The sequence below is a fragment of the Mesorhizobium sp. ESP-6-2 genome (assembly GCF_020164675.1).
Lineage (GTDB): Bacteria > Pseudomonadota > Alphaproteobacteria > Rhizobiales > Rhizobiaceae > Mesorhizobium.
This window is the reverse complement of sequence record NZ_JAIUGT010000006.1, coordinates 129,241-148,960: the sequence shown is the minus strand read 5'-3', so window position 1 is coordinate 148,960 and position 19,720 is coordinate 129,241. Positions and strand designations below refer to the sequence as shown.

Sequence of the window (19,720 nt, the reverse complement as noted above, 5' to 3'; positions counted from 1 at the left end):
ATGTCGCATGAATTGTTCGAAGCGGCGAAGGCTGCCATGGCCAAGGCCTATGCCCCCTATTCGAAATTTCCGGTCGGTGCGGCACTTCGTACCGAAGACGGGCGCGTCTTCACAGGCGCCAATATCGAGGTCGCCTCCTATCCGGAAGGCTGGTGCGCCGAGACGACGGCGCTCGGCCATTACATCATGGGCGGCGGCGGCAAGATCGTGGAGATCGCCGTCATTGCCGAGCGCATGGCCAAATGCTCGCCTTGCGGCGGCTGCCGGCAGCGGCTGGCCGAATTCTGCCGTCCGGAAACGAAACTCTATCTCTGCGACAATGCGGGCGTCGCCGAAACCGTGGCCATGGGCGACATGCTGCCTTACGGCTTTCGCGGCGACATGCTGAAATGAAGGAAGCGCTCGACCATCTGATCGAACGGCTGGACGGCCTGGCGCCGACCACGGCGCTGGTGCTGGGGTCTGGCCTGGGAGGGCTGGTCAGCCAGGTTGAGAACCCGATCCGTGTCTCCTATGCCGACCTGCCCGGCTTTCCCCGAAGCGGCGTTTCCGGCCATGCCGGAGAGGTGGTAGCCGGGCTGGTTGCCGGCACGCCGGTGCTGATGCTGTCGGGCCGCGCCCACTATTACGAGCACGGCAACGCGGCGGCCATGCGGCCCGTGCTGGAGGTGCTTGCCGGCACTGGCATCACCAAGCTGATCCTCACCAATGCCGCCGGCTCGGTCGATCCGGAGATGGGGCCGGGTTCGGTGATGGTGATATCGGACCACATCAATTTCTCGGGCACCAACCCGCTCATCGGCGAGCCGAGCGACCGCCGTTTCGTCGGCCTGACCGAAGCCTACGATGCCGGCATCCGCACGGCGATCGAACAGGCGGCGAAGGCGACCGGCACGGCGCTGCACAAGGGCGTCTACATGTGGTTCTCCGGCCCGTGCTTCGAAACGCCGGCCGAGATCCGCATGGCGCGCATCATGGGCGCCAACGCCGTCGGCATGTCGACCGTGCCGGAAGTCATTCTTGCCCGCTTCCTTGGCCTGCGTGTCGCCGCCTGCTCGATCATCACCAATCTTGCCGCCGGCATGACCGGAGCCGAGCTTTCGCACCAGGAGACCAAGGATATGGCCCCGGTCGGCGGCGCGCGGCTGGCGACGATCCTGAAGCGTGTGTTCCGCGACGGGCTGTTGGAGAACTGATGCTTCCGCAGGAAATCATCCGCCACAAGCGTGACGGCCACAGGCTGCCGGCGCGCGAAATCGCCGACTTCATCGCCGGCGTAACCGATGGCGCCGTCACCGACGGCCAGGTCGCGGCTTTCGCCATGGCGGTGTTCTTCAACGGCATGAGCCGCGACGAGGCCGTGGCGCTGACATTGGCCATGCGCGATTCCGGCGACGTGCTCGACTGGTCGGACCTGCCCGGCCCGGTCACGGACAAACATTCGACAGGCGGCGTCGGCGACAACGTCTCGCTGATGCTGGCGCCCATCGTCGCTGCCTGCGGCGCTTATGTGCCGATGATATCGGGCCGCGGCCTCGGCCATACCGGCGGCACGCTGGACAAGATGGATTCCATTCCCGGCTACGCCAGCCAGCCCGACATCGCGCTGTTTCGCAGGGCCGTGCTGGAAGCGGGATGTGCCATCATCGGCCAGACCGCGGACCTCGCGCCGGCCGACCGCCGGCTCTATGCCATCCGTGACGTGACCGGAACCGTGGAGTCGGTGCCGCTGATCACCGCCTCGATCCTGTCGAAGAAACTGGCGGCGGGCCTGGGCTCGCTGGTGCTCGATGTCAAGGTCGGCAATGGCGCCTTCATGGAGAAGTCGCGCGACGCGACGGCGCTCGCCAACAGCCTGGTCGAAGTCGCAAGCGGCGCCGGACTGAAAGTTTCGGCGTTGGTCACCGGCATGAACGAACCGCTGGCCTCGGCCGCGGGCAATGCGGTCGAGGTGCGCAACGCCGTCGATTTCCTGACCGGCCGCCTTCGCGACCGGCGCCTGGAGGACGTAACGCTGGCGCTCGCCGCCGAAATGCTGCAGGCGGCTGGTCTGGTGCCGTCCAACCAGGACGGCATGCGGCGCGCCACCGAAACGCTTGCCAGCGGCCGCGCCGCCGCCACCTTCGCGCGCATGGTGACGGTGCTCGGCGGCCCCGCCGATTTCATCGACAAGCCGGAAAGGTATTTGCCCGTTGCGCCAACGGAACACGCGGTGAGAGCGACCGCGGACGGCTTCGTTACCGGCATTGCCACGCGCGATATCGGCCTTGCCGTGGTCGGGCTGGGCGGCGGCCGCACCCGGCCCGACGACAAGGTCGACCCGGCGGTCGGCATCACCAGGCTGTTGCCGGTCGGCGCCGAGGTTCGAGCTGGCGAGCCGCTGGCGCTGGTCCATGCCCGCTCGGTGTCCGACGCCGAAGCTGCGGCGGCAACGGTGCTTTCGGCCTATGCGATCGGCGCTTCCAAGCCGCCTGCCGACAAGTCGGTCATCCGGCGCATCCTGCCGCGTGGCTAAAGCAACTCCAGGAAAGTGTGTACGGTTCCGACCGGCGATGCCCGCTCATTGGACAAGAAGCAGTGTGCCGTTTTCGGCCTGGTATTTGCCCAGCCGATTGAGAAAGCTCATGCCGATCAAATTGGTGCGCAGCGCCTTGTCATCGAGCACGATGGCCTGCACGTCGTTGACGGTGATGCCGCCGATCTGCAGACGGTCGATCATCACCACCGCCGCGTTGATCGTGCCGTTAGCCGTGTTGACCTCATGACTGAAGTCCGACGGGTTCAGCGACAATCCGATCCTGCGCGCCGTCGAGGTGTTGACGGCGACCAGTGTCGCTCCGGTATCGATCATGCCGTCGATCTGGCGTCCGTTCAGTTTGAAGGCCGACGAGAAATGCCCTCGCGCGTCAGCCGTGACGACAACCTTGCGGCCCATCGGCAACGGCGCCACCGGCTTGTCGGAAGCCGCTGCCAAGGCGACTTCCGGACGGGCGTCGCCCGCCGGCTTGGCCGTCATCGCCTTTTTCAGCAGGCTTTCGAACATCTGCGGATTCGACTGATAGACAATCGGGATGGATGCCGATGTACCGGCAAGGACGCTGAGGATAAGTAGCTTGCGCAGCATGGATCGGCCCCGGCGCATGACCCCGAAAATCGGGATCGATTTTCGGAAAGGATCACGCGCAAATCAAAGTGCTGCGGCGTCCGACAGGACGCGCGGCGCTGTCGTGAAGGCCGATCCTTAACACCGGGATGGTGTTTGCCGTTTTAACGCCGCTCGAAACCGCGCCGTTGCGTAAACTTTCGGTAAATCACTTTGTCCCGTACATGCGGTCGCCGGCGTCGCCGAGGCCGGGCATGATGTAGCCCTTCTCGTTGAGCTGGCGATCTATGGAAGCCGTGAAGACGGGAACGTCGGGGTGTGCCTTCGTGAAGCGCTCGATGCCTTCGGGCGCCGCCAGCAGGCACAGAAAGCGGATGTTGGTGGCGCCGCGCCCCTTCAACTTGTCGATCGCCGCGATCGCGGAATTGGCGGTGGCCAGCATCGGATCGACGACGATGACCAGCCGGTCGGCGAGATCGCTCGGCGCCTTGAAGAAATATTCGACCGCTTCCAGCGTCTCATGGTCGCGGTAGAGGCCGATATGGGCGACGCGGGCCGCCGGCACCAGATCGAGCAGGCCTTCGAGCAAGCCGTTGCCGGCGCGTAGCACGGAGGCGAAGACCAGCTTCTTGCCTTCCAGCGTCGGCGCCTCCATCGTTTCGATCGGCGTTTCGATGGTCGTCGTCGTGAGTTCGAGATTGCGCGTCACCTCATAGCCGAGCAGCAGCGAGATCTCGCGCAGCAGCCGCCGGAAACCGGCCGTCGAGGTCTCCTTCTTGCGCATGATGCTCAGCTTGTGCTGGACAAGCGGGTGGTCGACGACGGTGACGCCCTTCATGATGTGCTCCGACGTGGTTCGTGGTGAGTAGCCAATAGTGAGTAGTGAATAGTGAGCCGATTTGCGAGTCCCGATGCTCGCTCGGCCCAACTGCCCACTGCTGGCCAGTCACTGTTCACCCTGCCTTCATTCACCTGGCCTTCGCATCCAGCCGGCTGAGCAGCGTCGCCTTGGTCTTCCTGTCGACGAAAGCCGCCTCGATGGCCGTTCGGGTGACGGCGGCCAGCGCCTTCTCGTTCATCGAGAAATATTCCGCCGCGATGTCGTATTCGCGTTTCAGCGAGGTCCAGAAATAGGGCGGGTCATCCGAGTTGAGCGTCACCTTGCAGCCGGCCGCGAGCAGGGCGGAGAATGGGTGAGCAGCAAAACTGTCGAACACTTTCAGCGCAATGTTGGAGCCGGGACAGCATTCCAGCACCACCCCCTCCTCGGCGATGCGCCGGACAAGATCGGGATTCTCGATGGCGCGCACGCCATGGCCGATGCGCGACGGGCGGATGTGATCGAGCGCCGCCTGGACCGTCTCCCACCCCGTCAGTTCGCCTGCATGGACGGTAATCCCGAGCCCGGCCTCGCGGGCGATTTCGAATGCCCTGACGTAGTCCTCCATCTCGCCGACCCTCTCGTCGCCGGCGACACCGAAGCCGGTCACCAGCGGATGTCCGCAGCGCGCGGCGAAGCGCGCTGCCTGCTCTATGGACTCGACGCCGGCATGGCGCACGCCGGTGACGATCATGCGGCCCTCGATGCCGGTCTTGGCCTTGGCGCGGGCCATGCCTTCGCCGAGCGCGTCAGTATAGGCCTTGGGCGACAGGCCCGCCTTCGTGGCATGATCCGGCGAGGTAAAGACCTCTGAGTAGATGGCGCCGTCACGAGCCAAGCTGGTCAGATAATGGTCAGCCAGCCGCGCATAGTCTTCCTCGGTCCGGAACAGGTCGGAGGCGAAATCATAGGCGGCGAGAAAGGAGGTGAAATCGTGCCAGACGAAAGAGCCGTTCTGGATATAGGGCGAGGTGTCCTTGCCGTATTTCTGCGCCTGTCGGATGACGAGTTCCGGTGCCGCTGCCCCTTCGATGTGGCAGTGCAGTTCCGCTTTCAAAGGCATTCAAACATCCCGTCGGTCAGTCCAGGTCTCGAAACCCGCCACCTGGAAGCGCGGCCGAACACCGCGCCTTAAACAATAGCGCCCGCACCATCGATCGGCTATGGTCCCGCCGGTTTTATGACGGATCAAAAAAATGTCAGTTGAGAGAACCACGGCCGCCGGCGGCATGGAAACCTCCTATGGTTTCAAGCGTGTAGGGGCAGGCGACAAGCAGCCCCTGGTCAACGATGTTTTCCACAAGGTCGCCAACCGCTACGACCTTATGAACGACCTGATGTCGGGCGGCCTGCACCGGCTGTGGAAGGATGCCATGGTAACCTGGCTCAATCCGCCGAAGCGGCCGGGCTGGCGCGTGCTCGATGTCGCCGGCGGCACCGGCGACATTGCCTTTCGCGTCGTCGATGCCAGCCATGGGCATGCTCATGCCACCGTGCTCGACATCAACGGCTCGATGCTCGCCGTCGGTCGCGACAGGGCGCAAAAAAAAGGCATGTCCGGCAACACCGACTTCGTCGAAGCCAATGCCGAGGAACTGCCCTTCGCGGACGCCACCTTCGACGCCTACACCATCGCTTTCGGCATCCGCAACGTGCCCAGGATCGACGTCGCGCTCGGCGAAGCATTCCGCGTGCTGAAGCCGGGCGGTCGATTCCTGTGCCTGGAATTTTCCGAGGTCGAGATGCCGTTGCTCGACAAGGTCTATGAGGCCTGGTCGTTCAAGGCCATTCCGAAGATCGGCAAGGCCGTCACCGGCGACGGCGAGCCTTATTCCTATCTCGTCGAGTCGATCGCGAAATTCCCCAACCAGGCGAATTTTGCTTCCATGATAACCCGCGCGGGCTTCGATCGGGTCTCGTTCCGCAACTATTCCGGCGGCATCGCCGCGCTTCATTCGGGCTGGAAGCTTTGAGGCAGGCCCGGGCATGAGCACCGTCAGCGCTGGATTTCGGCTCATGCGGGCCGGCTGGGTGCTTGTACGCGAGGGCGTCGTCGCCGCTTTGCCTGGCGAGGAACTGTCCGGCCTGCCGAAATTAGGCTGGCGGCTGGCGCGGCTGTTTACCCGCCGCCGCGCGCTCGCCTATGAGCGCAGCGACCGGCTGGCCAAGGCGGTGGTCCGGCTTGGGCCGTCCTATGTCAAGCTTGGCCAGTTTCTGGCGACACGACCCGACGTCGTCGGCAACGACATGGCGCTCGATCTCGCCATGCTGCAGGACAAGATGCACACCTTCCCGACGGCCGAGGCGGTGGCGGCCATCGAGGGCTCGCTCGGACGCAAGCTCGGCGACCTCTACACGCAGTTCGGCGACCCGGTCGCCGCGGCCTCCATCGCCCAGGTCCATGCCGCTGAAACGGTCGATGGCGGCGTCGCCAGGAAGGTAGCGGTCAAGGTGATCCGGCCGGGCGTGCGCCGCCGCTTCTTCCAGGATCTCGAAAGCTATTTCCTCGCCGCCCGTCTGCAGGAGAGATACATCCCCTCCTCACGCCGGCTGCGGCCTGTGGAGGTGACCGAGACGCTGGCGCAGACCACCAAGATCGAGATGGACCTGCGCCTCGAGGCGGCCGCGCTTTCGGAACTTGGTCAAGGCACCAGGGAGGATCCGGGCTTTCGCGTCCCTTCCGTCGACTGGGAACGCACCGGCCGCGACGTGCTGACCATGGAGTGGGTCGACGGCATCAAGATGAACGACATCGCCGGACTCGCCGCCGCGGGACACGATCTGAGGGCAATCGCGGCCAACCTGATCCAGTCGTTCTTGCGCCATACGCTGCGCGACGGCTTCTTCCACGCCGACATGCATCCGGGCAACCTGTTCGTCGAGGCTGATGGCACGATCGTCGCCGTCGATCTCGGCATTGCCGGCAGGCTCGGCAAGAAGGAGCGCCGGTTCCTAGCCGAAATTCTCTACGGCTTCATCACGCGCGACTATCTGCGCGTCGCCGAGGTTCATTTCGAGGCCGGCTACGTGCCGCGCCAGCACAATGTCGCGGCCTTCGCCCAGGCGATCCGTGCCATCGGCGAGCCGATCCATGGCCAGCCGGCCGAAACCATTTCCATGGCCAAGCTTCTGACGCTGCTGTTCGAGGTGACCGAACTCTTCGACATGGCGACGCGGCCCGAACTGATCCTCCTGCAGAAAACCATGGTGGTGGTCGAGGGCGTGGCGCGCACGCTCGATCCGGCCTTCAACATGTGGAAGACCGCCGAACCTGTGGTCAGCGGCTGGATATCCGGAAATCTTGGGCCAAGCGGCCTGCTGGCCGACGCCCGCGACGGCGGCAAGGCGATGCTGACGCTGATCCGCCAAGCCCCCGAGTTGGCAGCGCGCACCGAGCGGCTGTCGCGCGAGATCGACCTGATGGCCGAGCATGGCCTGCGCTTCGACGAGGCGACGGCCCGCGCCATCGGCAAGGCCGAAGCGCGCTACAACCGCTCCGGCCGCGTGGCGCTTTGGGTGATAGCCCTGACGCTGGTCTATATAGCCTGGAAGCTGTTTTGATCGCTTGCAATGCTAGCAATATCATTGCTAGCATTGCAAGCGACCGAGGAGTGAAAATGGGCACGATCACTGTCCGCAATCTTGCCAACGACGTGAAGCAGAAGCTGCGAGAGCGGGCTGCGGCGCGCGGTGTGTCGATGGAAGAAGAGGCGCGTGAGGTGCTCGCCAAAAGCGTTCTATCCGTGGAAGCAGATGCTGCGTCCGACGGTAAAACCCTTTATGCGGCTATCCGAGATTTGGTCGAACCGCACGGCGGTTTCGCAATTGATTTGCCCCAACGGGGTCAATCCTTGGGAAGCCGCATGAGCCTCTCCGGCAAGCGCATCCTGCTCATCATCGGCGGCGGCATCGCCGCCTACAAGGCGCTCGACCTCATCCGCCGGCTGCGCGAGCGGGGCGCTGCGGTGCGGACAGTGATGACATCGGCGGCGCAGGAGTTCGTCACCACGCTCTCGGTCGGCGCGCTTTCGGCAGACCATGTCTTCACCGACCTGTTCGACCGCAATGACGAGCACGATGTCGGCCATATCAGGCTGTCGCGCGAGGCCGATCTGCTGGTTGTGGCGCCCGCCACCGCCGATCTGATGGCCAAGCTCGCCAACGGCCACGCCAATGATCTTGCCTCCACCGTGCTCCTGGCCACCGACAAGCCGGTGTTGATGGCGCCGGCCATGAACCCCAGAATGTGGGCGCATCCGGCGACGCGGCGCAACCGTGCGGCGCTGCACAAGGATGGCATCACCTTCGTTGGCCCCGCCAAAGGCGAGATGGCCGAGAGCAACGAGGCTGGCGAAGGCCGCATGGCCGAGCCGCTGGAGATCGTCGCCGCGATCGAAGCGCTGCTCGATGTCGCTCCCAAGCCGCTGGCCGGCAAGAGGATCATCGTCACATCGGGCCCGACGCATGAGCCGATCGACCCGGTGCGCTACATCGCCAACCGATCGTCGGGAAAGCAGGGCCATGCCATAGCGGCGGCATTGGCCAGGCTCGGCGCCGAGGTGAGGCTGGTCTCCGGTCCCGTCAGCATCGCCGATCCGGCTGGTGTGAAGACCATCCATGTCGAGCGGGCGCAGGAGATGCGCGATGCCGTGGAACAGCTTCTACCGGCCGATGCGGCGGTATTCGTCGCCGCCGTCGCCGATTGGCGCACCGACAGCCCAGCCGGCGAGAAGATCAAGAAAGCGCCGGGCGAAGGCCCGCCGGTGCTGCGCATGATCGAGAACCCCGACATCCTTGCGGGCGTCGGGCATCACAAGCAGCGGCCGACGCTGGTGGTCGGCTTCGCAGCCGAGACGCAGGACCTTTTGCGCAACGCCGAAGCCAAGCTGAGGAAGAAGGGCGCCGACTTCATTGTCGCCAATGACGTGTCGCTCGAAAGCGGCATCGGTCCATCCGGTGTGATGGGCGGCGACCGCAACCGTGTTCGCATCGTCTCGAAGACCGGCGTCGAGGAATGGCCCGAGATGAGCAAGGACGAAGTGGCGACCCGGCTCGCCACCCTGATCGCAGAACGGCTGAAGACGACCGCAGCGTGACGAGCTGGACCGTCGGAATTCCGCAAAAACAAAGGCTTAGCGCAGGCTAGCGATTCTATGGAACCCTGAACCGCTAGTCGGCAAGTAGCTCCGCGGTCCGTGCAAGCGCACTGCCGAAGCCATTGAGCGGAATGGAGAAGCTGACCGCTTGGCCCGTATCCGCCGCGAAGGCATCGATCTTCAAGGTGGTGCCCGCCTTGAGCATGGGGATTGCGTTGGCATCGAACGCCACCGGCACCAGACAGCCGACGGCCTGGCAGGTGTTGAACTGCAAACTGCCGTCCAGTTTCTGGTCGTCGATCGTAAGGCTGACGCCCTTGGCGAGCGCCAGGCCGAACGGCAAAGCGAGCGTGCCGGTCGCGTCTTCGCCCGTCCTGCTCGACAGCTCTATCGCCAGCAGACGCTGGTTGCTTTGCTTGTTGAACTGCTGGTGTGACAGGCTGCATGCCTTGGCAGCGCCCGATATCTGGCAGTTGACCGCCCAGTCGCCATGGGTTTCGGAGAGGGCCGATGCGCCGCCGGGCAACTGTGGCTGGTTGGCGGCGGGCGCGGCCGCCGCTTTGTCGCCTTTTGTCTGCGCCGCCGCGGCCGGCAGACCGGCAATGCAGGCAGCCCCCAGCATCGCTACCAGATACGCATGCTTCCTCATAAGGACCCCTTTTGCCCGGCTCCATCCCTGAGCCAGCTGGATGCTGACCCTGAGGGACGCACTGTCGGCGTTCTGTTTGACCGTTTCTTCGAAGGCGCCGTTACATCCGATAGACATGCCGACGCCGTTGACGCCATGGAATTCGAGGCCAGCGTCAACCCGATAGAGCGGTGAATCGACCGCTTCCGTCAAGTGCGATGCCGGGTTGCGGGGGCAGATTCTCCTCCGCCGCGAAGGGGGTGCGATCACGCGATTTCCTGTTAATCGGCACTCTGGCGTAGCATGAGAGGACAAACGCACTATATGTAGAGTGAAGTTTTGTTTGTGCGGGAATAAGCAAATGTTGGCGCTTCGGCCATCGACGGTTTTCATGACGGCGGCATTGGCAGCCTCGACGCTGGCGGGCATTTGTCTGCCTGCTTCCGCGCAGGTGCTCATTCCCTCCGTCGACAACAACGCGTTGATCCAGCAGAACGATCTGCAGGCCTTGCAAAATCGTGTCCAGCGGCAGCAGTTTCAGCAGCAGCAGCAACAGAATCGGGCTCAGGACCGGGTGATCGTGCAACAGCCGCCGCCCATCGTGCCGCGGGTCAGGCCGAACTGCCAGACGCAGATAATCGGCAACACCGCCGTAAGCACCTGCCGCTGAGGCGGGCTTCCCTTTTATTTAGCCGACTTACATGGTAGGGGCGTTCAGGTGCCCCTGCGGCAGTTTGGGTTTTGCAACGACACCGCGTCACGGTATGGGCACTGCACCGACTGGATTTTACGAATGGCAGCCACCAAGAAAAAGGCCGTGCGCAAGGCCAAAAAGGGCGACACGATCCGCCAGGTCGCGGCTATCCCTTTTCGGCTGGACCAGCGCGGCGACATCGAGGTGATGCTGGTCACCTCGCGCACCACCAGGCGCTTCATCGTACCCAAGGGCTGGCCGATGAAAGGCAAGAGCGGACGCAAGGCGGCCACCATCGAGGCGCAGGAAGAAGCGGGCGTACTCGGCAAGACCCTGAAGCAGCCGGCGGGCACCTATTCCTATTGGAAGCGGTTGGCCAACCGTTTCGTCCGCGTCGATGTCATCGTCTATCTGTTGGAAGTAACGCAAGAGCTTGCCGACTGGCAGGAAGCCAAACGGCGGCAACGGGCCTGGCTGGCGCCGGCCGATGCGGCCATGCTCATCGACGAACCCGAACTTTCGACGCTGGTAAGGACCTTGAAGCTTCCCCAGCCCGCACAAATCGGCCCCGCGTAAAGGCCTCACGCCCCGGCGCCGTTCTCTTCGGGGGGCGATCGCACCGGCGTACCGGTATAGGCCCACAGCCATTCGCGTGGCAGCGGACCTTTGTTCCGCTCGGCTTGCTGCGATTGTTCCCAGGCATGCGCCAGGATGCCGACCGAGCGCGACAGCACGAAAAGCCCGCGCGTCAGCGGCGGCGGAAAGCCGAGCTCGCCGTAAATGACGGCGGTCGCGCCATCAATGTTGAGCGGTATCTTTTTGCCCTTGCGTCGCGCGACCTCCGCCTCGATCGCCTCGGCGATGTCGGCGAAGCGGCCATTGATCACGCCGCGGGCGGCAAACTCCCGAGTCAGTTCCATCAGGCGCGGCGCGCGCGGGTCGACCGGATGGAAGCGATGGCCCAGCCCCGGCACGTAGCCCTTTCCCCCGGCAAAGAACCGGTCAAGCCGCCCCGAGACAGCCTCTTTCAGCGTCGTACCGCCATCGAGCGCCGCGGCAATGTCGCCATAGAAGGCAAGCGCCTGCTCGCCGGCGCCGCCATGCACGTCGCCAAGCACGTTGATGGCCGACGCCATGGCGCTGTTGATGCCGACACCGCAGGTCGCCGCCATGCGGGCAATGGCGATCGACGGCGCCTGCGGCCCGTGGTCGACTGCGGCGCCCAGGGCAATGCCGAGCAGCGCGGCCTCTTCCTCGCTGGGCAATTCGCCGCGCAGCATCAGCCAGATGACAGCCGGAAAGCTGACGCGGCCGATCAGGTCCTGGATTTCATAGCCGCGCAGCCGGATGACGCCCGGCCGCATTTCGATGATGCCAGTCTGCCACCACTCCTCGCCGCGCTCGCGGCCGGTTTTCTCGTCCGTCCCGCTCATGTCAGTGCCTTTGCCTTGGCTCGCGGCGACAGGCCGGCGAACACCTCGTCCATATGCTCGCCCAGGGCCGGCGGCGGCAGCGTCGGCAAGGGCGCGGCACCATCGACCGTGAAGCCGCCGCGCAGAACCGTCAGCGGCCTCTCCATGTCAGCCACGCCGTCGAAATCCCTGGTCATCTGGCGCTCGAGCACCTGCGGTTCGGCCAGCACTTGCGGGATCGTCAGCACCCTGCCCGCCGGCACCCCGGCGCGGTTCAGTTTTTCCTCCCACGCAGCCGCCGGGCCATTCGCCAGCGCTTCCTCGATCTCGATCTTCAGCGCCGCACGGTTCCTCTTGCGCGTCTCGCGCTCGGCAAAGCGCGGATCCGACGCCAACTCCGGCCGCTCGATAAGCCGGCAAAGCGTTACGAACTGCTCCTGCTTGTTGGCGGCGATGTTAAGCAGACCGTCGCCGGTGCGAAAGGCGCCCGACGGTGCCGCCGTCATGTTCTCATTGCCCATCGGCATGGGATCGACCCCGGCCGTCAGATAGTTTGAAACCGGCCAGCCAAGCGCCGACAATGTGCATTCAAGCATCGATACGTCGAGGAAGGCACCCTCGCCGCTCGTCTTCTGCCTCACCAGCGCCGAGACGATGGCGAAGGCCCCGACCAGTCCGCCCAGCGTGTCGGCGACGGGATAGCCGACCCGCAAGGGTGCCGTCTCCGGCGTGCCGGTGATGCTCATAATGCCCGAAAGGCCCTGGATGATCTGGTCATAAGCCGGATTGTCGCGCATCGGCCCGGTCTGGCCAAAGCCCGAGATCGCGCAGTAGACAAGGCTGGGGCGAACCGCCTTCAGCGCCTCGTAACCGAGGCCAAGCCGGTCCATGACGCCGGGGCGGAAGTTCTCCACCAGCGCATCGGCGCTGGCGACCAGGTCCAGGAAGCGTTCGCGCTCGGCTTCCTTCTTGAGATCGAGCACGACGGAGCGTTTGCCGGCATTCTGCGCCAGGAACGAAGCGCCCATGCCGGCCTGGTTGAGTTCCGGCGAACCGCCGAGCTGGCGCGCCAGGTCGCCGCCTTGCGGCGCCTCGACCTTGATCACGTCGGCGCCGAGCAGCGCCAACTGGTAAGCGCAATAGGGCCCGGCCAGGACGTTGGTCAGGTCGAGCACGCGGATACCGGAAAGCAGGTCTGTCATGTCACTTCAAATCGATCAGGCATCGCCCGGCACATGCTCCGGACCGCGCAATCGGCGGCGTTCGATGTAGGCCCAGATATGCGGCCCGACCAGGCCGATGAAGGCCAGCGTCAGCAGGGTCAGCGACAGCGGGTGCTTGTAGAACACCGACCAGTCGCCGTTCGAGATCGTCATGGCACGGCGAAACTGGGTTTCGGCGAGCGGTCCCAGGATCATGCCGATGATGACGGGCGCAGTCGGGAAATCGAAGCGCCGCATCAGGAAGCCGGCCGCGCCCAGGAGATAGAGGATGGCGAGGTCGATCGGCGACTGCGAGATGCCGTAGGTGCCGACGGTGGCGAAAACCAGGATGCCGGCATAGAGCTGCGGCGCCGGGATCTTCAACAGCCGCACCCAAAGCCCGATCAGCGGCAGATTGAGGATGACGAGAATGACGTTGGCGATGAACAGGCTGGCGATCAGTCCCCAGACCAGATTGCCTTGTGTCGTCAGAAGCAGAGGGCCTGGATTGATGCCGTAGCTCTGGAAGGCCGAAAGCATGATCGCCGCCGTCGCCGAGGTCGGCAGGCCGAGCGTCAGCATCGGCACCAGCACGCCGGCGGCCGACGCATTGTTGGCGGCCTCCGGACCGGCGACGCCCTCGATGGCGCCAACCGTGCCGAATTCCTGCTTGTGTCTCGAAAGCTTCTTTTCGATGGCATAGGACAGGAAGGTCGGTATCTCGGCGCCGCCAGCGGGCATGGCGCCGATCGGGAAGCCTATCGCGGCGCCGCGCAACCAGGGCTTCCACGAGCGCCCCCATTCGGCCGCCGTCATATAGAGCGAGCCCTTCAGCGGCACGATCTCGTCCTTGCCGGCATAACGGCGCGAGGCCATGTAGAGCGTCTCGCCGACGGCGAACAGGCCGACGGCGGCGATGATGACGTCGACGCCGTCGAGCAGTTCGGTCATGCCGAAGGTGAAGCGCGGCTGGCCGGTCTGCAGGTCGACCCCGATCATGCCTATAACAAAGCCGGCGAACAGGCTGGTCAAGCCGCGCACCGAGGACGAGCCGAGCACCGCCGAAACTGTGATGAAGGCAAGCACCATCAGCGAGAAATACTCGGCCGGGCCGAAGGCCAGCGCGAACCTGACCACGATAGGCGCCAGGAAGGCGACGCCCAGCGTGCCGAGCGTGCCGGCGACGAAGGAGCCGATCGCCGAGGTGGCAAGTGCTGCGCCGCCGCGCCCGGACCGGGCCATCTTGTTGCCTTCCAGCGCGGTGACGATGGTGGCGCTTTCGCCTGGCGTGTTGAGCAGGATCGACGTCGTCGAGCCGCCATACATGGCGCCGTAATAGATGCCGGCAAACAGGATGAAGGAAGCCTCCGGCGCAACCTGATAGGTGATCGGCAGAAGCAGCGCGATGGTCAGTGCCGGTCCGAGGCCGGGCAGCACGCCGATGGCGGTGCCAAGCGTGGTGCCGAGCAGGCACCACAGAAGATTGACCGGGGTGAAGGCGACGGCGAAACCGTGTGCGAGATGGCCTAGCGTTTCCATGGCGTCAGCCTCCCAGCGTGCTGGTGAACGCATCGATCACCGTATTCAGCTGGTTCTCGATGAAACCGGCGCCGATATTGACGCCGAGCGCCTTGGCGAAGCCGAAATAGGCGGCCAGCGCCAGCACGAGGCCAGTGAGCGCATCGCGCAGCGTATGCCGGCTGCCGAAGCCGTAGCAGACCAGAACGAACATGATGACGGATGCCGCGGTGAAGCCGAGCGGCTGGATCAGGAGCAGGTTGGCGATGAGACCGATGACGACGAAGCCCATCGCCTTCCAGTCGGTCGGCGTCTCCCTTTCCTCCTCCGGCTGCCAGCCGCCGCGCAGTGCGGCGACGATGAGCAGGAGCGAAAGAACCACCAGCCCGAACATGGTGAGATAGGGAAAGACGGTCGGGCCGACCTTGGAGTAGAGCGGCGACACCGGGATCGCCAAGGTCTGCCAGGCAACCGCCCCGGCACAGGCCAGAAGCCCGATGCCGATCAGCAGTTCGGGTACGGCAAGGCGCGAGAACGCAGCCTGCTGGTCGCTGGTGCTCATGAATGTCCTCCCAAGACAGCCGGCGTCTCACAGCCGGCTTTTATCCTATCTTCACCCCCGGTGGATCGCATGTCCATGCGAACGGCGGGAGGAAAAAGAGCGGACCATGGACCGCCCTCACTGGAAATCAGGCGAGGCCGAGATCCTTGAGGATGGCTTCGATGCGAGCCGTATCCTCGGCAAGGAACTTCGCATAATCGTCGCCGGTGAGCAGGATGGGCGTCCAGTTGCGGTTCTTGCATTCCGTGGCCCAGGCATCGCTCTTGGCCATGGTCTCGACCAGCGTGATCATCGACGCCTTATCGGTATCGGAGACGCCGGGGGGCGCGAAGACGCCACGCCAGTTGAACAGTTCGACGTCGATGCCGGCTTCCTTCAGCGTCGGCGCATCGATGCCCTCCTGCCGCTTGTCGGCGGAAATGGCGAGCAGCCTCAGCGCCCCTGCCTTGACCTGTTCGGAGAACTCGCCGAAGCCGGAAATGCCCGCCGCCACCTGATTGCCGAGCAGCGCCGACAGGGCCTCGCCGCCGCCGGCGAACGGCACATAGGACAGGTTTGTCGCGGGCACGCCCGCCGTCTTGGCGATCAGCCCGAACAGGATATGGTCCGAACCGCCGGCCGAACCGCCGGCGACGGGAACCTTCGTCGGATCCTCTTTAAGCGCGGCGACGAAATCCGCGGCCGTCTTGAACGGCGAGGCCGCCGGTACCACCAGCGCTTCGAACTCGCCGGTGAGCCGGGCGATCGGCGTGACCTGCGTCAAATTATTGGCAGCCTTGTTGGCGATGATGGCGCCGACCATGACCATGCCGCCTACCATCAGCGAATTGCCCTTGCCGTTCCATTGACTGATGAATTGCGGCAGCCCGACCGTGCCGCCGGCGCCGCCGACATTGGTGATCTGCGAGCCGGAGATCAGCTTCTCGCTGCGCAGCACCTGGTCCATCGTGCGCGCAGTCTGGTCCCAGCCGCCACCGGGCGCCGCCGGCACGAAAATCTGGATCTGCGGCGTGCCTTGGGCAAGGGCGGGAGAAAGACGCGACGCCACCAGCCCGGCGGCCCCCGCGGCAGCGGTGCTCATCAAAAATCTGCGTCTGTTCAGCATGGGATTCCTCCAAATCACGACACCTCCTCCGGTGCCCGCCAAAAACGCGCCTGAAACCAGACCCGTGCTTGAGTTCAAGCAGACTTTACCGCGTTCCGTCAACAGGAACGATATTCTGCTGGACAGAATGCTCGAGCTGCGCGACACAATCGCGCCGCTCGACTTTTGTTCGACTGGGGACCAATGAATTCGGCAGGCAAACCAGCTGGCATCGAAATCCGGAGTACGTCAGCCGACGGTGTTGCCGCGCTTGACCGGGCCATTGCCATCCTCGATGCATTCACCACGGCGGACCGCTCGCTCAGCCTTTCCGAGATCGCGGCCCGAACCGGCCTCTACAAGAGCACCATTCTGCGCCTGGCCAATTCGCTTTTGCGCGGACAATTGCTCGAGCGCCTGGACGACGGCCGTTACCGCATCGGACCAGCCAGCTTCCGGCTCGGCGCGCTCTATCAGCGGTCGGTCGTGGCGGTCGACATCCTGCTGCCGATCATGCGCGACCTCTGCGAGCTAAGTTGGGAAAGCGTTGCGTTCTATGTCCGCTCGGGAGACGTGCGCACCTGTCTCTACCGGGTCGAGTCCAAGCATCCTATCCGCTATACGATCCGCGAGGGTGACGTCCTGCCGTTGCTGGTGGGCTCCGGCGGGCGTGTGCTGGCGGCGTTTTCCGGACAGCCGGGCGAACCCTACGAAACCATCCGCAAGACCTGCAACTGCCTCGCCATCGGCGACCGCGACCCGCAGACGGCGGGCCTGTCGGCGCCGGTGTTCGGGCCGGGGCGGGTTCTGCTCGGCGCCTTGACCCTGGCCGGCCCGAGCACACGCGTCGACGCGCCCTTCCTGCGGCGCATGCGGCGGCCGCTGCTCGAGGCGGCGGCCCGCGCCACCCGCGCCTTCGGCGAGGATGCCTCGATGCTCGATGAAGCGGCTCGCGAAGCCGCGGTGCAAACGGATAATGCCAGTCCCGGCGCGGTTATCAGGAGCAGACGGCGTTCTCGGATCATTTCGACGCCCTTGCGGAACGACCGCTAATGCATGCCGCCCAAAGGGACCTCGGTTTCTGGAGAACGACATAAAACAAGAACGCTAAGCGCAGCGCATGAGTCCGTTTCCACGCGACGCGCTTTAGACACTTGCCGAGTGCTCAGGCCAACCGCTCCAGCAGGATGGTCGGGGTTTCGTGATAGACGGTCCGCGCCACCTCCCGGTAGCCGCACTTCGTCGCCACGTTCAAGGAAGCGGTGTTTTCGGGGTCGATGATGCAGACGGTTTTGCCACGTCCGAAGGTCTCGTCGCCCCAGCCAAGCACGCGGCTGACGATCTCGGTGGCGAGGCCAGCGCCGTGGGCGGCCGGAGCGAGCGCCCACCCGGCCTCCGGAATGCCCTCTATCGGCGGCTCCATATCGCGCTTGAGGTCGTGAAAACCGGCCTCGCCGACGAAACGGCCCGTCGCCTTATCCTCGATCGCCCAGAAACCGTAGCCGAGCAGCGACCAGAGCCCGGCGTGACGCAGGAAGCGCATCCAGCTCTCTTCCCGCGTGCGCGGCCTGCCGCCGATGAAGCGGGTGACGACCGGATCGGCCCACATGGCGACATAGGCGTTGAAATCCTCCAGCCGGTGCGCTCGCAGGATGGCGCGCGCCGTTTCGATCACCGGAACGCCGCTTGCGTCGTGATGGTTCATGGGGTCGCCCTCGCTTAAACCTGCAAAGCACCTAGCAAATCACCGGCTGCGAGCAAGGGCCAGGCCAGGACGGATCATCTTCCAGACAGACGGCGCGCGCTTGGCGTGCCCGATCCAGCCGGGACAGCCATTCCTCCGATGGTCCGGCCGCGCCTCATGGACCGCAAGCCAGAACGGTTGCGGATATCAGCACTTTGCCATTTGAGTACGATTGCAATCTGTTAGCCTGCCCTAGTTGTACCCGTGCAGCCGGTGTCGAGGAGAACTCCGCGCAGCGGTTGAAGATTTAAGCTCTGGGAGGAAATCACGATGAGAAGATTTGTCGCCGCTCTGGCTGCCGCCGTGGCTGTCACGCTTTATCCGCTCGCCGCAGGCGCGCAAACCTATCCCGAACGCACCATCACCGTCGTGGTGCCATTTGCGGCCGGCGGCCCGACCGACACGGTCACACGTCTCGTCGCGGAAGCCATGTCGAAGGATCTCGGCCAGCAGGTTATCGTCGAGAATGTCGGCGGCGCCGGCGGCACGCTGGGCGCAGGCCGCGTCGCCAAGGCCGAGCCGGATGGCTACACCCTGCTTCTCCATCACATCGGTATGGCCACCAGTGCCACACTCTACAGAAAGCTCGCCTATGACACGCTGAACGCCTTCGAATATGTCGGCCTCGTCACCGAGGTGCCAATGACCATCGTTGGCCGCAAGGACCTCGAGCCGGCCGATTTGAAGGGATTGGTCGAGTACGCCAAGGCCAACAAGGATAGCGTCACCGTAGCCAATGCCGGCATAGGTGCTGCCTCGCATCTCTGCGGCATGCTGTTCATGAGCGCTATCAAGACGCCGCTGGTCACCGTCCCCTACAAGGGCACCGGCCCTGCCATGACCGATCTCCTCGGCGGCCAGGTCGACATCATGTGCGACCAGACGACCAACACCACCAAGCAGATCCAGGGCGGTACGATCAAGGCCTACGCCGTCACCTCGCCGGAGCGCCTCGATGTGCTGCCCGATGTCCCGACGACGACGGAAGCCGGCCTTCCCGAAGTGCAGGTCAGCATCTGGCACGGCCTTTATGCCCCCAAGGGCACTCCGGCGGAGATCACCGAACGGCTGTCGAAATCCCTGCAGGTCGCACTGAAGGACGAGAACGTCGCCGCCCGCTTCGCCGAGCTCGGCACCAGGCCGTCGCCCGAGGCCGACGCGACGCCGGCCGCGCTGAAGGCCAAGTTGGAAAACGAGATTGCGCGCTGGAAGCCGATCATCGAAGCTGCCGGCCAGTACGCCGACTGAGGTTTGAACGGGGCGCCGCCCGCGCCCCGTTTTCGCTTCGGGATCGTCGCGCCCGCAGCCTGGGAGGAACGTCATGAAGGCTTTCGCAATCGACAGGACGAACGGCATATGCGCTGCGCTGTTCATCGGTTTCGGCGCATTTTTCGCGTTGCAGTCGCTCGGCCTGGAAATCGGCACCGCCTTCCGCATGGGGCCGGGCTATTTCCCGCTGGTGCTGGCGATCGTGCTGATCCTGCTTGGTCTCGTCATCCTCGTCCAGGCGATGCGATTCGAGGGCGATCCGATCGGCCACATTGCATGGCGCGGCTTGCTGTTCATCCTTCCCGCTCCGATCTTCTTCGGCCTGACGGTGCGCGGCCTCGGCTTCATTCCGTCAATCTTCCTGACGGCGCTGATCGCATCGTTTGCCAGCGGCCGCATGAGACCGCTGACCGCGTTCGTGCTGTCGACCGCTCTGACGCTGTTTGCGTTCGTCGTCTTCAGCTACGCACTCGGCCTTCCGTTCCGGCGCTTCGGCCCATGGCTCACTCCGTGGCTGCCATTGTGAGG

At 64.6% G+C, this 19,720-nt stretch carries 21 protein-coding genes; 11 read left to right on the top strand and 10 right to left on the bottom strand.

The annotated features are described in order from the left end of the window. Genes cdd through deoA form a run of 3 tightly spaced genes read left to right on the top strand, consistent with a single transcriptional unit; the run spans position 1 to position 2,515 of the window. Positions 1-393 (top strand): cytidine deaminase, encoded by a 393-nt coding sequence (gene cdd, locus LB532_RS17705; protein WP_140640601.1) that lies wholly within the window; start codon positions 1-3, stop codon positions 391-393. Beyond that, positions 390-1,196: a purine-nucleoside phosphorylase gene (locus LB532_RS17700; RefSeq protein ID WP_140640599.1), complete on the top strand. Its 807-nt coding sequence runs from the start codon at positions 390-392 to the stop codon at positions 1,194-1,196. The genes cdd and LB532_RS17700 overlap by 4 nt, the downstream gene beginning before the upstream one ends. Continuing rightward, on the top strand, positions 1,196-2,515 hold the full coding sequence (gene deoA / locus LB532_RS17695) for a thymidine phosphorylase (protein ID WP_140640597.1): 1,320 nt from the start codon (positions 1,196-1,198) through the stop codon (positions 2,513-2,515). The genes LB532_RS17700 and deoA overlap by 1 nt, the downstream gene beginning before the upstream one ends. A 45-nt stretch (positions 2,516-2,560) precedes the next feature. Here the strand turns inward: deoA and LB532_RS17690 are convergent, their stop codons facing one another. The 3 genes from LB532_RS17690 to LB532_RS17680 all read right to left on the bottom strand — a co-directional run bounded on the left by LB532_RS17690 (position 2,561) and on the right by LB532_RS17680 (position 5,046). Beyond that, complete coding sequence (locus LB532_RS17690) at positions 2,561-3,124, bottom strand: TIGR02281 family clan AA aspartic protease (RefSeq protein ID WP_140640595.1); 564 nt, start codon at positions 3,122-3,124, stop codon at positions 2,561-2,563. A gap of 187 nt (positions 3,125-3,311) precedes the next feature. Further along, positions 3,312-3,941, bottom strand: coding sequence for a uracil phosphoribosyltransferase (upp, locus tag LB532_RS17685; RefSeq protein ID WP_140496366.1), 630 nt, complete (start codon positions 3,939-3,941; stop codon positions 3,312-3,314). Positions 3,942-4,071: 130 nt separating this feature from the next. Beyond that, complete coding sequence (locus LB532_RS17680) at positions 4,072-5,046, bottom strand: adenosine deaminase (protein ID WP_140640593.1); 975 nt, start codon at positions 5,044-5,046, stop codon at positions 4,072-4,074. 133 nt (positions 5,047-5,179) lie between these two features. Between LB532_RS17680 and ubiE the strand changes: the two genes are divergently transcribed. The 3 genes from ubiE to coaBC are packed head-to-tail and all read left to right on the top strand — an operon-like array spanning position 5,180 to position 9,079. Further along, positions 5,180-5,956: a bifunctional demethylmenaquinone methyltransferase/2-methoxy-6-polyprenyl-1,4-benzoquinol methylase UbiE gene (ubiE, locus tag LB532_RS17675; protein ID WP_140640591.1), complete on the top strand. Its 777-nt coding sequence runs from the start codon at positions 5,180-5,182 to the stop codon at positions 5,954-5,956. Positions 5,957-5,969: 13 nt separating this feature from the next. After that, complete coding sequence (gene ubiB / locus LB532_RS17670) at positions 5,970-7,544, top strand: 2-polyprenylphenol 6-hydroxylase (protein WP_140640589.1); 1,575 nt, start codon at positions 5,970-5,972, stop codon at positions 7,542-7,544. Between the two features lie 56 nt (positions 7,545-7,600). After that, positions 7,601-9,079, top strand: a complete 1,479-nt coding sequence (gene coaBC / locus LB532_RS17665; protein ID WP_210239892.1) for a bifunctional phosphopantothenoylcysteine decarboxylase/phosphopantothenate--cysteine ligase CoaBC — start codon at positions 7,601-7,603, stop codon at positions 9,077-9,079. A 73-nt stretch (positions 9,080-9,152) separates the two neighbouring features. Here the strand turns inward: coaBC and LB532_RS17660 are convergent, their stop codons facing one another. Continuing rightward, entirely contained in the window at positions 9,153-9,920 is a 768-nt protein-coding gene (locus tag LB532_RS17660; protein ID WP_224557011.1) for an invasion associated locus B family protein, read from the bottom strand. Positions 9,921-10,068: 148 nt separating this feature from the next. Here LB532_RS17660 and LB532_RS17655 point away from each other — a divergent pair, with 148 nt between their 5' ends. Together LB532_RS17655 and LB532_RS17650 are read left to right on the top strand one after the other, a co-directional pair. Next, entirely contained in the window at positions 10,069-10,377 is a 309-nt protein-coding gene (locus LB532_RS17655; RefSeq protein WP_140513740.1) for a hypothetical protein, read from the top strand. A 123-nt stretch (positions 10,378-10,500) separates the two neighbouring features. After that, the gene (locus LB532_RS17650; RefSeq protein ID WP_140640585.1) at positions 10,501-10,977 is read left to right on the top strand and encodes an NUDIX hydrolase; all 477 of its coding nucleotides are present in this window, start codon (positions 10,501-10,503) and stop codon (positions 10,975-10,977) included. A 5-nt stretch (positions 10,978-10,982) separates the two neighbouring features. Here the strand turns inward: LB532_RS17650 and LB532_RS17645 are convergent, their stop codons facing one another. From LB532_RS17645 to LB532_RS17625, 5 genes are all read right to left on the bottom strand, one after another. After that, positions 10,983-11,834: a citryl-CoA lyase gene (locus LB532_RS17645; RefSeq protein ID WP_140640583.1), complete on the bottom strand. Its 852-nt coding sequence runs from the start codon at positions 11,832-11,834 to the stop codon at positions 10,983-10,985. Continuing rightward, complete coding sequence (locus LB532_RS17640; protein WP_140640581.1) at positions 11,831-13,015, bottom strand: CaiB/BaiF CoA transferase family protein; 1,185 nt, start codon at positions 13,013-13,015, stop codon at positions 11,831-11,833. Before LB532_RS17640 ends, LB532_RS17645 begins: the two co-directional genes overlap by 4 nt. A gap of 15 nt (positions 13,016-13,030) precedes the next feature. Then, positions 13,031-14,554 (bottom strand): tripartite tricarboxylate transporter permease, encoded by a 1,524-nt coding sequence (locus LB532_RS17635; protein ID WP_140640579.1) that lies wholly within the window; start codon positions 14,552-14,554, stop codon positions 13,031-13,033. A gap of 4 nt (positions 14,555-14,558) precedes the next feature. Further along, on the bottom strand, positions 14,559-15,095 hold the full coding sequence (locus tag LB532_RS17630; RefSeq protein WP_140640577.1) for a tripartite tricarboxylate transporter TctB family protein: 537 nt from the start codon (positions 15,093-15,095) through the stop codon (positions 14,559-14,561). Positions 15,096-15,222: 127 nt separating this feature from the next. Then, a complete protein-coding gene (locus LB532_RS17625; protein WP_140640575.1) occupies positions 15,223-16,200 on the bottom strand; it encodes a Bug family tripartite tricarboxylate transporter substrate binding protein in 978 nt (325 codons plus the stop codon). A gap of 183 nt (positions 16,201-16,383) precedes the next feature. Between LB532_RS17625 and LB532_RS17620 the strand changes: the two genes are divergently transcribed. Beyond that, positions 16,384-17,232, top strand: a complete 849-nt coding sequence (locus LB532_RS17620) for an IclR family transcriptional regulator (protein ID WP_224557010.1) — start codon at positions 16,384-16,386, stop codon at positions 17,230-17,232. Positions 17,233-17,344: 112 nt separating this feature from the next. Here the strand turns inward: LB532_RS17620 and LB532_RS17615 are convergent, their stop codons facing one another. Continuing rightward, entirely contained in the window at positions 17,345-17,884 is a 540-nt protein-coding gene (locus tag LB532_RS17615; protein WP_140640573.1) for a GNAT family N-acetyltransferase, read from the bottom strand. Between the two features lie 309 nt (positions 17,885-18,193). On the opposite strand from LB532_RS17615, the gene LB532_RS17610 reads away from it, so the two are divergent. Then, positions 18,194-19,171 (top strand): tripartite tricarboxylate transporter substrate-binding protein, encoded by a 978-nt coding sequence (locus LB532_RS17610; protein ID WP_140640571.1) that lies wholly within the window; start codon positions 18,194-18,196, stop codon positions 19,169-19,171. A 73-nt stretch (positions 19,172-19,244) separates the two neighbouring features. Next, positions 19,245-19,718 carry a tripartite tricarboxylate transporter TctB family protein gene (locus LB532_RS17605; protein ID WP_140640569.1) on the top strand — a complete coding sequence of 158 codons (474 nt, stop codon included), beginning with the start codon at positions 19,245-19,247 and terminating at the stop codon, positions 19,716-19,718. Positions 19,719-19,720: the final 2 nt, after the last annotated feature.

Excerpts from the sequence above, each read along its gene's own strand:
- cdd (WP_140640601.1), top strand. The coding sequence starts at position 1 with ATGTCGCATGAATTGTTCGAAGCGGCGAAGGCTGCCATGGCCAAGGCC.
- LB532_RS17700 (WP_140640599.1), top strand. The coding sequence starts at position 390 with ATGAAGGAAGCGCTCGACCATCTGATCGAACGGCTGGACGGCCTGGCG.
- deoA (WP_140640597.1), top strand. The coding sequence starts at position 1,196 with ATGCTTCCGCAGGAAATCATCCGCCACAAGCGTGACGGCCACAGGCTG.
- LB532_RS17690 (WP_140640595.1), bottom strand. The coding sequence starts at position 3,124 with ATGCTGCGCAAGCTACTTATCCTCAGCGTCCTTGCCGGTACATCGGCA.
- upp (WP_140496366.1), bottom strand. The coding sequence starts at position 3,941 with ATGAAGGGCGTCACCGTCGTCGACCACCCGCTTGTCCAGCACAAGCTG.
- LB532_RS17680 (WP_140640593.1), bottom strand. The coding sequence starts at position 5,046 with ATGCCTTTGAAAGCGGAACTGCACTGCCACATCGAAGGGGCAGCGGCA.
- ubiE (WP_140640591.1), top strand. The coding sequence starts at position 5,180 with ATGTCAGTTGAGAGAACCACGGCCGCCGGCGGCATGGAAACCTCCTAT.
- ubiB (WP_140640589.1), top strand. The coding sequence starts at position 5,970 with ATGAGCACCGTCAGCGCTGGATTTCGGCTCATGCGGGCCGGCTGGGTG.
- coaBC (WP_210239892.1), top strand. The coding sequence starts at position 7,601 with ATGGGCACGATCACTGTCCGCAATCTTGCCAACGACGTGAAGCAGAAG.
- LB532_RS17655 (WP_140513740.1), top strand. The coding sequence starts at position 10,069 with ATGTTGGCGCTTCGGCCATCGACGGTTTTCATGACGGCGGCATTGGCA.
- LB532_RS17650 (WP_140640585.1), top strand. The coding sequence starts at position 10,501 with ATGGCAGCCACCAAGAAAAAGGCCGTGCGCAAGGCCAAAAAGGGCGAC.
- LB532_RS17645 (WP_140640583.1), bottom strand. The coding sequence starts at position 11,834 with ATGAGCGGGACGGACGAGAAAACCGGCCGCGAGCGCGGCGAGGAGTGG.
- LB532_RS17640 (WP_140640581.1), bottom strand. The coding sequence starts at position 13,015 with ATGACAGACCTGCTTTCCGGTATCCGCGTGCTCGACCTGACCAACGTC.
- LB532_RS17635 (WP_140640579.1), bottom strand. The coding sequence starts at position 14,554 with ATGGAAACGCTAGGCCATCTCGCACACGGTTTCGCCGTCGCCTTCACC.
- LB532_RS17630 (WP_140640577.1), bottom strand. The coding sequence starts at position 15,095 with ATGAGCACCAGCGACCAGCAGGCTGCGTTCTCGCGCCTTGCCGTACCC.
- LB532_RS17625 (WP_140640575.1), bottom strand. The coding sequence starts at position 16,200 with ATGCTGAACAGACGCAGATTTTTGATGAGCACCGCTGCCGCGGGGGCC.
- LB532_RS17620 (WP_224557010.1), top strand. The coding sequence starts at position 16,384 with ATGAATTCGGCAGGCAAACCAGCTGGCATCGAAATCCGGAGTACGTCA.
- LB532_RS17615 (WP_140640573.1), bottom strand. The coding sequence starts at position 17,884 with ATGAACCATCACGACGCAAGCGGCGTTCCGGTGATCGAAACGGCGCGC.
- LB532_RS17610 (WP_140640571.1), top strand. The coding sequence starts at position 18,194 with ATGAGAAGATTTGTCGCCGCTCTGGCTGCCGCCGTGGCTGTCACGCTT.
- LB532_RS17605 (WP_140640569.1), top strand. The coding sequence starts at position 19,245 with ATGAAGGCTTTCGCAATCGACAGGACGAACGGCATATGCGCTGCGCTG.